The following is a 12,926-nucleotide window of genomic DNA, read 5'->3' on the forward strand; positions in this document are numbered from 1 at the left end:
ATATGGGACATGGCCGCCTCCTGAGACGAGGGCGGGTGGGCCGCCGACATCTCCCGGAAACGCGGTCGATCAGCCTGTGTTCCTCGCCCGGCGCAGCTGTGAACTTCGGGGCGTTCAAGCGGTTTTCATCGGGGAAGGACGGCGCCGAGGCTGAACGCGAACCGGCGCCAAGTTGGAAAGGAGACTCTGATGGACGCGATATCTCCTCACGATCTGATCATGGCCGATCGGGTCACCGACACGCCGGTGTTCAATCGCGCCGGCGAACGCATCGGCCATATCGACAACCTGTCGATCGACAAGGTTTCCGGCGAGGTCGTCTATGCCCTGCTGTCGTTCGGCGGCTTTCTCGGCATTGGCGACAAGCTGCATCCGCTGCCCTGGGCGCGGCTCGAATACGACGTCGAGAAGGGCGGCTATATCGTTCCGCTGAGCAAGGAACAGCTGGAGGCCGCGCCCGCCCTGGGCCCGGATGAACTGGAGGATCTCGGCGCCGGCGCCAGCTGGCGCGACAGTATCGGCGCCTATTACGGCGGCCTCGGCCCCTATTGACCTAGGAGGGGGTCATCGGAGTTCGGATGGCGCTCGACGGTCACCCGTTGTCTTGGAACCCGCCCGCGCCCACATTCGGCGTCCTTCGGACCGCCGCCCAGGATCGCGCATGACAGAGATCGACGACCGCACCGCCGCCGCCGCCTTCCGTCGGCTGGTCGAGCACCTGCGCCTGCGGACCGACGTCCAGAACGTCGACCTGATGGGCCAGGCCGGGTTCTGCCGCAACTGCCTGGGCGATTGGCTGAGCGAGGCGTCGGAGGGCGCGCTCGGCAAGGACGCGGCGCGCGAGGCGGTCTATGGCATGCCGCAGGCCGAATGGAAGGCGCGCCACCAGGCGCCGGCCACGCCGGAACAGCTGGCCCGCATGGAGGCCAGCGTGGCCCTGAACGAAAAGCTCAGGGCCGCTCGGGACCTCTAGCCTATTTGGCGGAGGGCTTCGGCCGGACCTCGACGATCGAACCGTCGGCCGCGTAGGTCAGCGGTTCGATGGCGATCGAGCGGCGGTGGTCGCCGCCGCCGGGCAGCAGGTTGTCGTGATAGAAGAACCAGGTCTTGCCCTTGGCCTCGATGATCGCCTGGTGGTTGGTCGAGATCTTCAGATAGTCGAGGATCACGCCGCGATAGGCGTAGGGGCCTATCGGGCTCTTGGCGGTGGCGTAGACGATCTGGCCCGGCCAACCGGTCGAGAAGCTGAAATAGTAGAGGCCCTTGCGCTTGTGCAGGAACGGGGCCTCGCCGTACTTCTTCTTCGGGTCGTCGGCCGGGAAGCCGGTGACGACCAGGTCCTGGATCGGACCGATCAGGCTCTTCATGTCCGCGCCCAGCTTGACGATCTTGGGCACGCGGGTGCCGAAGACCATATAGGCTTGGCCGTCGTCGTCGATCAGCACCTGCGGGTCGATCGGCTCGGCGCCGGCATTGGCGTCGCGAGCCTTGTCGACCAGCGGCGCGCCGATGGCGTCCGTGAACGGACCTTCCGGCTTGTCGGCCACGGCCACCCCGATCTTGTCGCCGCCGACCGGGGCGTAGAAATAGTACTTTCCGTTCCGATAGGCCGCTTCGGGCGCCCAGGCCTTGGCGTCGGGCTTGGCCCACTTGAACACCGACACGCCCAGGAACGCGCCGGCGTCCTTCCAGGTCTTCAGGTCCTTGGAGGTGTAGAGCCGCCAGGTGGTCGAGTCCCAGTACTTGCCGGAGTTCGAGGCGTCGTCGGTGGCGTAGAGATAGTAGCCGCCCTTGAAGGCGTGCGGCGACGGATCGGCGTTGAAACGCGGGCTGATCGGCTCACCGGCTAGGGCGGGACCGGCAAGGAGGGCCGCGAGCAGCGGGACGGCGAGACGTAGGGCGAAGGGCTTCAAGTCTGAACTCCTACTGTGGCGGCGTCGCCTGGGCGGGGCGGGTCTTGTCGGGCGTCGCGCCCTCGCCGGTGAACGGCTCGAGGCGGAAGCTGACGCGGGTCGGCGCCAGGGTCGTGCGGTACTTCATATGCGGCAGGCCGAACGTGTTCCAGGCGGTGTCGCCGCCGACGCCCCACTGGGCGGCGTCGATCAGCAAGGTTCCGTCGCCGTGCGGGACGATGTCGGTGGACTTCCACGTCCCCGGCTCCCGGCGATAGAGGTCCTCGTACGGGAAGGCGAGGGCGGTCATCATCAGCGGCCGCTCGCCGGTGACGCGCACGCCGCGGCCCGAGCCGCTCAGCTCCATCCAGCGGACGTCGACCTTGTTGCCGGTGTCCTGGGGCCGCATGTAGTCGTGGTTCTGCTCGGCGATCGCGCCACGCCAGAGGCCGATGGCGGCGCTGGTCTTGCGGTCGACATAGCTCTCGTGCGGGCCGCGGCCGTACCACTCGACCGTCTTCAGGGCCGAGGGCACGGTGAACCACAGCCCGACGCGGATCGGCGGCGGCAGGTCGTCCTTCAGCGGCGTCAGGTCGCCGGTCACCGCCACCGTCCCGTCGCCCGCCATCACATAGGTGGTGACGAAGCGCGCCGCGCCCGCGCCCAGGGCGTGCTCGACGACGATCCGCCCGTCGCCGGCGCTGACGGAGCGCACCTGGCGCTGCTTGGTCATGGCCTGCCAGGCGCGCTGCTGGGTCGAGAGGCCGGTGCCGGCGTCGTTGTCGGTCTCGGCCCGGAAGAAGTTCGGCTGGCCGCCGCGCGCCAGCACCACGCCGTCCTTGGCGTAGCTTTCGACCAGGCCGGTGGCGCGGTCGATCTTGAGCACGGCGCCGGCGGCCGACAGGGTCACCCCGTCCTTGCCGCTTGTTGTCGCCACGGAGCCGGCCCGGGCCGGCTCGGCCTTGGGCGTCGACTTCAGGGCGAACTGCTCCCAGCCGACCACATAGCCCTCCGGCGTCAGCGACACCGCGCCCGCCTTGGCCTTGGCGCGGATCGTCACGAAGTACTCGGCGCCCGGCTTGCGCGGCGTGGCCGCCAGCGGCAGGGCGATCGTCTGGCGCCCGCGGGCCTTGGTGGCGAGGTCGGGCAGGGCGCCCGAGGCGACGGCCACGCCGTTCTCCTCCAGCACCCAGTCGAAGGTGAAGCCCGACAGGTCGCGGAAGTCGTGGCGATTGATCACACTTACCCGACCCCCGGCCTCGTCGAAGGCCTCGAACTGGATCGGCGACATCACCTTCTGGGCTTCGTAGGCGTGGGGGTTGGGCGTGCGGTCCGACTGGATCAGGCCGTCGCCGAACTCGATCTCGCCGCCGGGGTTGGGGCCATATTCGCCGCCATCGCCCCAATAGCGGCGACCGTCCTTGGCATAGCGGTACATCGACTGGTCGACCCAGTCCCAGATGAAGCCGCCCTGCAGCTTGTCGTACTTGTAGATGGTGTCCCAATAGTCCTTCAGATTGCCGCCGGAATTGCCCTGCATGTGGGCGTATTCGCACTGGATCATCGGCTGGGTGCGGCTGGGATCGGTCGCCCAGTCCACCATCTTGGTCACGTCGTCATACATCGGCGCATAGATGTCGACATAGCCGTTGGGCACGTGCTCCCAGGGCCGCGCGCCCCAGCCCAGATAGGAAATCAGCCGGCTCGGGTCGCGTTGTCTGGCGGCGGCCGCGGCCTTTTCGAAGTTCTGGCCGATGCCGGCCTCGTTGCCGAGCGACCAGAAGATCACCGAGGGATGGTTCTTGTCGCGCTCGACCATGTTCAGCACACGGCTGACATGGGCCCCTTCCCAGGCCGGGTCGAAGCCGATCTGGCGCTTGTCGCGCTGGGAAGGATCGGCGTTGCCGTAGCCCATATACGCGTGGCTCTCGATGTCGGCCTCGTCCATGACATAGAGGCCGTACTCGTCGGCCAGGGCGTACCAGAGCTCGGCGTTGGGGTAGTGCGAGGTGCGCACGGCGTTGATGTTGTTGCGCTTCATCAGCTCGATGTCGCGGCGCATCGAGRCTTCGGAGATGACGTGGAAGGTCTCCGGGTCGTGCTCGTGGCGATTGACGCCGCGGATGACGATCGGCTTGCCGTTGACCGCSACGCGGCCGTCCTTGATCTCGACSGTGCGGAAGCCGATCCGCTGCGGCGTGGCCTGGATGACCTGGCCCTTGGCATCGAGGACCTCGACCAGCAGGGTGTAGAGGTTGGGGGTCTCGGCGGTCCACTGGCGCACGCCCGGGACGGCCGCCGACAGGGTCTCGGTCTTGGCCGCGCCAGCCGCGACCTTGGCTTCCTTGGTCAGCACCGCCTTGTCGCCATCCAGCAGGGTCATGCGCACGGTGACGGGCTGGTCCCGCTTCGTCAGCGCCACGTCGGTCGACAGCACACCGTCGCGATAGGCCTTGTCCAAGCCGGCATGGACGAACAGGTCGGTCAGCCGGGCCTTGGGCGCGGCCTTCAGATAGACCGAGCGCTCGATGCCCGACACTCGCCAGAAGTCCTGGTCCTCCAGATAGGAGCCGTCCGACCAGCGATGGATCTGGATGGCGACGATGTTCTTCTGGCCCGCCTTCAACAGCTTGGTGACATCGAACTCGCTGGGCAGCTTGGAGTCTTCGGAATAGCCGGCCTCCACGCCGTTGACCCACACGCGATAGGCCGAGCCGGCCGCGCCGATGTGCAGGATGACGTCCTGGCCCGACCAGGCAGCCGGGACCTCGAAGCTCTTGCGGTACGAGCCCACGGGATTGGTGGCGTGCGGGATCAGCGGGCGGTTGGCCGGGAACGGATAGGTGATGTTGTTGTAGCGGGCCTGGTCGTAGCCTTCGGTCTGCCACATCGCCGGGACCTTGATGGTCTTCCAGCCGCTGACGTCATAGTCCGGCTTCTCGAAGCCGTCGGGGACCGCGTCCGACGATGGCGAGAAGCTGAATGACCATTGGCCGTCCAGGGTCTGGTAGCGGCTCGAGCGGGTCGGGTCGCCGGCCAGGGCCGCCGCGCGGCTCTCGAACGGGAAGTGGGTGGCGCTGGCCGCCAGCTTACCCCGCGCATAGACCGCCGGGTTCTCCCAGTCCGGTCGCGAGGCGTCCACCTGGACCGGCTGGACCTGGGGCCCCTCGGCGGCGGCCACCGTGGCCAGACCCAACCAGGCGACACTGGCCAACAGAAGCTTCTTCATACGCACCCTCCCGACCGGCGAACCCGGCTTCATTTATCAGACAATTGATCTCTAGACCGGCGCCGGCGTCCGCGCCAGACAGTGCGCGGCGATGAAGTCGCCGTGCGTCGGCATGCGGTCGACCGCCTGGCCCGCCAGCTCGGCGATCTTGGCCAAGCGCGCGGCCGCCACCTCTTGAGGAACCGCCAGCGCCAGCGGGTCGTCGCCCAGCGCCTGGGCGCCCTGCCCCTCCAGCACCGCCAGCCAGCTGGTCTTGGTGAACAGCGCGTCGGTCTCGCGGAAGATCCGGCCGGTGGCGCGGTAGATGGCCAGCCGCTCGACCAGGCTGTCGGGCGGCGTCATCGCCCGCAGCTCGCGCCAGTAGGGTGTGTCATTGCGCTGGGTGAGGTGGAAATGCAGCACCAGGAAGTCGCGGACATCGTCGAAATCGGCCGCCATCAGGCGGTTGTATCGGCGCGCGTCGGCGGGCTCGAAAGCGCGGGTCGGCAGCATTTCCAGCAGGCGCGCTACGCCCGCCTGGATCAGGTGGATGCTGGTCGATTCCAGCGGCTCCAGGAAGCCGGAGGCCAGGCCCAGGGCCACGACATTCTTGACCCAACAGGCCTCGCGCCGACCGGCCTGGAAGGTCAGCAGGCGTGGCTCGGCCAGCGGCTCACCGTCGAGGCCCGACAGCAGGGTCGCCGTCGCCTCGTCGACCGAGACGTGYCGGCTGGAGAAGACGTAGCCATTGCCGGTGCGATGCTGCAGCGGGATACGCCATTGCCAGCCGGCCTCGCGCGCGGTCGAACGGGTGAACGGCGTGGGCGGCCCGACATTGGCCGACGGCACGGCCAAGGCCCGATCGTTGGGCAGCCAGCGCGACCAGTCCTCGAACGGCGTCCCCAGGGCCTGGCCCAGCAGCAACGAACGAAAGCCCGAGCAGTCGATGAACAGGTCGCCGGCGATCCGCTCGCCGTCGGCCAGGGTGACGGCCTCGACGAAGCCATCCGCGCCGCGCAAAGCGACATCGACGACCTTGCCCTCGCGACGGACGACGCCAGCGGCCTCGGCGTGGATCCGCAACATCTTGGCGTAGAGCGTCGCGTCGAAATGGAAGGCGTAGCCCATCGGCGGCGGTCCGCCGCTGGTTTGGGGCAGCGGGGCGAAGCGACCCTTGGCGGCCGCGCGGGCGCAGACCGAATAGGCGTCCAGGCCTTGCGCCTGACCGGCCCGTCGCAGGCGCCGCCAGACGGCCTCGAACGGCGCGACGCCGAAGTCGTGGCCGTAGACGCCGAAGGGGTGGAAATAGCGGTCGCCTAGCCGGGTCCAGTCGATGAACTCGATGCCCAGCTTGAACGTGCCCTGGGTTTCGCGGACGAAGGCGGCCTCGTCGAGGCCGATCAGGGCGTTGAAGGTGCGGATCGGCGGGATGGTCGCCTCGCCGACCCCAACGATGCCGATCTCCTCGGACTCGATGAGGGTGATCGACGGACCGCGCGGACCCAGCACGCGCGAGAGCGCCGCGGCGGCCATCCAGCCCGCCGCCCCGCCGCCGACGATCACGATACGCGAAATCGCGCCGTCCCGGTCGGGGGGCGCGATCGATGGGGGGGAAGCCTCGATCATGGATGAGCCTCGCGGGCCGGCCTGACGAAAAAACGCCGGCGTGGCGGCAAGCGCCACGCCGGCTAGCCCAGGGGAGGATCTAGTAGGTCACACGCACGGCGAAACCGAAGCGCCGGTCGTTCAGCTGGTACTGCAGCGGCGCGGCGGGCGTGCCGATGTAGAGAACGTTCATGCGGTTGTTGATGTTGACGGCGTCGAACGACACGGCGACATGCTCGTTGATGTCGTAGCTGATCGAGGCGTCCAGCGAGGCGTACGGCTTGGCGTATTGCGGGATGCCATTGGCGCCGCTGCCCGTCGTCTGGTCCAGATAGGCCGAACGCCAGTTGTAGGCGACCCGGGCGCTGACCGGACCCTTCTCGTACAGACCGACGATGTTGTAGCTGTTCTTGGACAGCTTCTCGAGCGGCACCTGGGTCGGGATGTTCGAGCCCGCCGTGGCGAACGGGTTGCTGACGCTGCTGTCGACATAGGTGTAGTTGGCCTGCAGGCCCAGGCCGCTGAACAGGCCCGGCAGGAAGTCGAAGAACTGCTGGTAGCCCAGCTCGATCCCCTTGACCGTACCCTTGCCCGAATTGACCACCGTGCCGACGTCGTAGACCACGCCGTTATAGGTGCCGGTGATCGTGCCGCCGGCCAGGAAGCCGTCGACCTTCTTGTAGAAGGCGCCGGCGGTCAGCGAGCCGGTGCTGGAGAAGTACCACTCGGCCGTCAGGTCGTAGTTGTCCGACTCGATCGGATGCAGGGTCGGGTTGCCCGAGCTGGCGCTGGGGTGGCCAGTGACCGGGTTCACCTGGTTGGGGTTGTTCAGCGTCAGATTGGTCGACAGCTGGTCGAAGTTCGGCCGGGCCAGGCCCTTCGAATAGGCCAGGCGCGCTTGCAGGGTGTCGGTCAGCTTGGCGCGCAGGTTGAAGCTGGGCAGCACCCGCGTGTAGCTGTTGTCGACATTGATCGGCGTGGTGGTGCCGTTCGCGTTGAACTGGGTGCCGGTCGAGGTGGCCTCGGTCTTGATCACCCGCACGCCGATGCCGCCGTCGATAGCCACGCCGCCGATCTCGGCGTCGTAGTCGGCGATCGCCCACCCGGTGTAGGTCTTCTCGGTCTGGCTGTTGAGGTCGCCCGGGGTGAAGTTGTCCTTGGTCGTCGCGCCCAGCATCGCGTAGAGCGCCTTGGTCTGGGCCCAGACGCCGTCGCCAGCCGGGAAGGCCGGATACAGCAGGCCGCCCTTGACCGTATTGCCGTCGAACCAGTCCTTGGACGGACCCTTCATCGCCAGTTGCGGATGGGCCGACAGCGGCACCAGCGGCGTGCCGGCCGGGGCCGAGCAGTTCGGGTCGGCGCCCAGCGCGGTCACGCAGACCCCATGCCAGGTGCCGCGCAGGTCGATGCTGTTGTCGGAATAGCGCGCGCCGCCGCGCAGCTTGTCGAAGAAGCCGCCCTCGAAGTCGTATTCGAAGTCGCCGGCCAGGGCGAAGGTCTCGGCGTCGTTCCGCTGCAGCGAGTCGGCGATGTACGGCGTGGTGTAGTTAGCCGGGTTGTTCAGCAGCGTCGGATCACGGACCTCCCACTTCGGGTATTTGCCCGTCAGGTCGAAGTCGACGACGGTCTTGTGCGGCGTGGTCAGGGCGTTCTGGCCCGCCTGGGTGTACAGCGACAGGACGTGACCGTTGCGGTCGGCGTTGTAGTACGACTTCAGATACTGGACGTCGAAATTGGTCTTGAGCTTGTCGCTGACCCGCCACGCGGCGTTCAGGGTGAAGTTCTGGCTCTGGCTCCACAGTTGCTGGTCGAACCGGCCCGTCTCGAAGGTTTGGTTCTGGATCGAGCCCTTGGTGGCGTAGCCCTCGTCGTTGAAGGTGAAGGCCGCGCCCGGCAGCGGATCGGTGCCGTAGCTGGTCACCACGCCGGCGGCGTTGCGCTGGTTCGAGCGGTTGTTGAAGTCGTAGTAGTAGGCGCCCGTCCGGTTGAACCAGTACTTGGTGCGCTGATACTGGGCCGTCAGCAGCAGGTCGTCGCTGGGCTTCCACTGGAAGGCCGTGGCGATGCCCAGGCGCTTGCGGTCGCCGCTGTCGTCATAGATCTCGAAGCCGTAGGGCACCTGGGCGTTGGCCGGGGCGCCGGCGATCGAGCCGGCCGGAACGGAGTCGAACGGACCGGCCAGCAGGCCGTCCTGGCGATAGCGGCTCTTGCTGAGCACGGCGTTGACCAGGAAGCCCATCTCGCCCGCCGAGGTGTCCCAACGGTTGCTGTACAGCCCTGAGATCGAGCCGCCCTTCTTGTCGACGCGGTCGTAATAGTTGCCGCGCGCTGTGGCGCTGAGCACCCGGCCGGCCGCGTCGAACGGCTTGCGGGTGCGCAGGTTGACCGCTCCACCGACGCCGCCCTCGATGATATTGGCCGGCGCGTTCTTGTAGACGTCGATGCCCGACAGCAGCTCCGGCGGCACGCCTTCCAGGTCGAACGCCCGACCGCCCGAGGCCGAGTATACGGCGCGGCCGTCCAGGAAGTTCTGCACCTGGGTCAGGCCGCGCACGGTGACGGCCGGCTGGGTGCGGTGATCGAAGTCGGTCGCGCCTTCGCCATAGCGGCGCTGGATCTGGACCCCGGTGATGCGCTGCAGCGCCTCGGTGGTGTTGGCGTCCGGCAGCTTGCCGATGTCCTGCGCCTGGACCGAGTCGACGATCTGGTCGGCGTTGCGCTTGATCGCCTGGGCCGAGCGCAGGCTTTCACGCACGCCGGTGACGACCACCTCGGCCACCGCGTTGTCCTGAGCCGCTGGCGCGTTCGCCGCCTGGGGAGCCGTTTGGGCAGCCGCTCCGCCGACCATGGCCAGTCCCAGCGCCACCGCCGAAACGCCCAGCATCAATCCCGTTTGCACCGACCTCATTGGATCTCCTCCTCGCTTTGTTTTTTCCATCGCGCTTCGTTTCAGAACGCGGTTTCTGGTCTGACATATTACGCTGTCATTTGTCATACAAGTATGATTTGGGAGAACAACGGGAGATCGACCGATACCTTGCCAAGCTCAACCATGGCGTCGCCCTGCGCGGATCAAAAGCTTCACCATGTGGGACGTCGACTTAAACCACTGGCTAAAAAGGCATATTTCTAGCATCAGGCGAGCAATCCAGGAGTGCGCCGCAGCCTTTCCGCGTGCAACGCCGGCATCGAAACATTTCCGCCGCCACCCTGGTTTGTCAGACAATTGTTACCGCTAACAGAGACGAGATGATCGATGACGAACGCCACCGACCCGGATGGACCCTCTCGGCGCGCGCTGCTGACGGCCGCCGCCGTATGGGCGCTCGCCGGCCCGGCCGCGGCGCGGCGGGCCGAACCGCCGGTGACGATCCGGCTGCGTCCGGACCTCTCCCGCGCGACCACCGTCTTCGAGGGCTGGGGCACGGCCCTGGCCTGGTTCGCCCATGTCACCGGCGGCTGGCCGGACGCCGAGCGAAGCCGCCTCGCCGACCTGTTTTACGGACCCGGCGGCCTGGGCTGGACGATCGCCCGCTACAACATCGGTGGTGGCGACCGGGCTGACATGAAGCCCTACCTGCGCCCCGGCGCGGCGGTCCCCGGTTTCTGGCGACAGCCCGAGGGGGCGACCGGGACCGACTGGTGGCGTCCCGATCAAGAGGCGATGTGGGACTGGTCGGCCGACGCCAACCAGCGCTGGTGGCTGGACGCCATCAAGGCTCGCGTCCGCCAGCCCATCTTCGAGGCCTTCTCCAACTCACCGCCCTGGTTCATGACGGTCAGCGGCAAGGTGTCAGGCGCCGAGAAGGCTGCCGACGACAACCTGCGCCCCGGCCAGGAGGCGCTGTTCGCGGCCTATCTGGCCCGCGCCGTCGACGAGCTGCAGCGCCGCCACGGCATCGCCTTCCGCACGCTGTCGCCGGTCAATGAGCCGAACACCGACTACTGGCACGCGGCCAACACCCAGGAGGGCGCCCACTGGAGTCCCGCGCGCCAGGCGGCGATGATCCTGGCCACCGATGCGGCCCTGAAGGCGCGGGGCCTGGAGACGGTGGTCAGCGCGCCGGACGAGACCAACTCGCACCTGTTCCTGGAAGACTGGGCCGCCTATCCGCCGAAGGCTCGCGCCGCGATCGGCCAGCTGAACGTCCACAGCTACGGGACCGTCAACCAGACCGGCGTCCGGGACGCGGCGCGCGCCGCGAACATCCGCCTGTGGATGTCCGAGAACGACACGCCGCTGGACAAGGACCCGGAAGATTTCGAGGGCATGGCCTCACCGCTGGCCTTCGCCGAGCATGTGGTGCTGGACCTCAAGCGCCTGGAGCCCAGCGCCTGGGTGTTCTGGCAGGCGGTCGAGAACCTCAGCACCCGCGACGGCGCGAAGGGATCGAACTGGGGGCTGGTCAAGGCCGACTACCAGTCCGCGCCCGACGGGCCGCACGCGATCCACGTGACGGCCAAGTACTGGGCCATGGCCCAGTTCAGCCGCTTCATCCGCCCGGGCTATCGGCTGGTCCCGGTCGACGACCTCGACACCGTCGGAGCGCTGTCGCCCGACGGGAAGGAACTCGTCCTTGTCCACGTCAACGGCGGTCTGTCGCCGCGCCAGCTGACGCCTCCCGGCGGCTGGACGGGACGGATGATCGTCACCGACGCGCGCCGACGCGCTGAGCCCCTCCCCGGCCTCATCGCCCCGCCGCGTTCGATCGCGACCCTGGTCCTGCGCCGCGCCGGGTGAAGATCGCCGTCAGCGGGTGGAGCGGACTTCGATGCGGCTAGGCGTCAGACCCGAGGCCTGCGCCGTGACCACGATCGGTCCGGCCTGGCCGGGCTTGGCTCGCACGACGGCCATCACCCGTCCGTTGAAGGCCTTGCGCGCCGGAGACGGGAAGGCCTCGAGGTCGGTTGGGTCGCCGTTGTCGGTGGCGACGATCTCGCCAGGCCCTTCGATCTTAAAGGTCACGCGGGCGTCGGCGCGCGGCGCGGCGACGCCATCCTTGTCGACGATCCGCACCGAGACGAACGACAGGTCGCGGCCGTCGGCCTTGATCATCGCGCGGTCGGGGGCGGCCTCGAGGGCGGCGGGCGGTCCGGCGGTCTTGACCACTTCGGTCGCCCAGACCTTGCCGTCCTTGTAGGTCACCACCTTCAGCTCGCCGGGCTGGTAGGTCGTGTAGTCCCAGCGGAACCGGTATTCGTAAGGCCCCCGCTTCTTGCGCCCCTGCGACTGGCCGTTGATGAACAGCTCGGCCTCGTCGCCCGACGAGAACACGTGCACCGGGGTCACCTCGCCCACCCGCTCGGGCCAGGTCCAGTGTGGCAGGATGTGGGCCATCGGCAGGTCGGGCCGCCAGCGGGCCTGGTAGAGGTAGAAGCGGTCCTTCTTGAACCCGGCCAGGTCGATGATCCCGAAATAGGCGCTGCGGGATTCGTAGTAGGGCGTCGGCTCGCCCAGATAGTCCCAGCCGGACCAGACGAACTCGCCGGCGATGTACGGGTTCTGGTCGTGGGCCGCGAAGGTCCGGTCGGCCGAGGACCCGAAGTCCGCCGTATAGAGCTCATAGGCGCTGACCTGCCGGGTCTTGGGATCGCCGCCGATCCCGGGCCGCACCGGGGCGCTGTTGCTGCCCACGACCGGGAATTGGAAGTCGCCCCGGGTGCTGAGCGCCGCGGCGCTCTCGGTGCTGACGATCATCTTGTCGGGGAAGCGCGCATGGAACATCGGCGCCTGGGACGGCAGGGCGCGGATGCCGGCGGCCTGGTAGTTCAGGCCGATCACGTCCACCTCGGCCGGCAACGGCATGTCGGCCTTGGCGAAGTTCATGGCCGTGGTCGTGGGCCGGGTCGGGTCCTCGTCCTTGGCGATCGCGACCAGCTCGCGGGCGACCTTCGCCCCGTCGGCGCCGGTATATTGCTCGCCGACCTCGTTGCCGACGCTCCAGATCGTCACGGACGGATGATTGCGGTCGCGGCGGATCATCGACCGCAGATCCTGCTCATGCCAGTCGGGGAAGATCAGGTGGTTGTCGAGCGGCGTCTTCTTGCTGAACCACATGTCGAAGACCTCGTCGATGACCAGGAAGCCCATGCGGTCGGCCAGGTCCAACAGCTCCGGCGCGGGCGGGTTGTGGCTCATCCGCAGGGCGTTGACGCCCATCTCGCGCAGCATCTCCAGCTGGCGCTCGGCGGCTCGGGTGTTGAAGGCCGCGCCCAGGGCG

The 12,926-nt window shown here is 67.9% G+C and carries 8 protein-coding genes; 3 read left to right on the plus strand and 5 right to left on the minus strand.

Annotated elements, in window-relative coordinates; translation table 11 throughout:
• Positions 1-189 precede the first annotated feature (189 nt).
• Positions 190-552: a PRC-barrel domain-containing protein gene (locus AC1DSO_RS08335; RefSeq protein WP_477068394.1), complete on the plus strand. Its 363-nt coding sequence runs from the start codon at positions 190-192 to the stop codon at positions 550-552.
• 109 nt (positions 553-661) lie between these two features.
• Complete coding sequence (locus AC1DSO_RS08340; RefSeq protein WP_477068395.1) at positions 662-973, plus strand: DUF1244 domain-containing protein; 312 nt, start codon at positions 662-664, stop codon at positions 971-973.
• A 1-nt stretch (position 974) separates the two neighbouring features.
• On the opposite strand, the gene AC1DSO_RS08345 is transcribed toward AC1DSO_RS08340, so the two are convergent.
• The 4 genes from AC1DSO_RS08345 to AC1DSO_RS08360 form a co-directional block, all read right to left on the minus strand.
• Complete coding sequence (locus AC1DSO_RS08345) at positions 975-1,913, minus strand: family 43 glycosylhydrolase (RefSeq protein WP_477068396.1); 939 nt, start codon at positions 1,911-1,913, stop codon at positions 975-977.
• 10 nt (positions 1,914-1,923) lie between these two features.
• Positions 1,924-5,121 (minus strand): glycoside hydrolase family 2 TIM barrel-domain containing protein, encoded by a 3,198-nt coding sequence (locus AC1DSO_RS08350; RefSeq protein ID WP_477068397.1) that lies wholly within the window; start codon positions 5,119-5,121, stop codon positions 1,924-1,926.
• Positions 5,122-5,172: 51 nt separating this feature from the next.
• Positions 5,173-6,726 (minus strand): tryptophan halogenase family protein, encoded by a 1,554-nt coding sequence (locus tag AC1DSO_RS08355; protein WP_477068398.1) that lies wholly within the window; start codon positions 6,724-6,726, stop codon positions 5,173-5,175.
• Between the two features lie 79 nt (positions 6,727-6,805).
• Positions 6,806-9,613, minus strand: coding sequence for a TonB-dependent receptor (locus AC1DSO_RS08360; RefSeq protein WP_477068399.1), 2,808 nt, complete (start codon positions 9,611-9,613; stop codon positions 6,806-6,808).
• Positions 9,614-9,961: 348 nt separating this feature from the next.
• Between AC1DSO_RS08360 and AC1DSO_RS08365 the strand changes: the two genes are divergently transcribed.
• Positions 9,962-11,446 (plus strand): glycoside hydrolase family 30 protein, encoded by a 1,485-nt coding sequence (locus tag AC1DSO_RS08365; protein ID WP_477068400.1) that lies wholly within the window; start codon positions 9,962-9,964, stop codon positions 11,444-11,446.
• 9 nt (positions 11,447-11,455) lie between these two features.
• Here AC1DSO_RS08365 and AC1DSO_RS08370 read toward each other — a convergent pair.
• The coding region (locus AC1DSO_RS08370; RefSeq protein WP_477068401.1) for a DUF4982 domain-containing protein at positions 11,456-12,926 on the minus strand (1,471 nt) is incomplete at its 5' end.

This window comes from Caulobacter sp. P4_E5 (genome assembly GCF_056401555.1).

Coding starts and splice junctions, on each gene's coding strand:
- AC1DSO_RS08335 (WP_477068394.1), top strand. CDS start 190: ATGGACGCGATATCTCCTCACGATCTGATCATGGCCGATCGGGTCACC.
- AC1DSO_RS08340 (WP_477068395.1), top strand. CDS start 662: ATGACAGAGATCGACGACCGCACCGCCGCCGCCGCCTTCCGTCGGCTG.
- AC1DSO_RS08360 (WP_477068399.1), bottom strand. CDS start 9,613: ATGAGGTCGGTGCAAACGGGATTGATGCTGGGCGTTTCGGCGGTGGCG.
- AC1DSO_RS08365 (WP_477068400.1), top strand. CDS start 9,962: ATGACGAACGCCACCGACCCGGATGGACCCTCTCGGCGCGCGCTGCTG.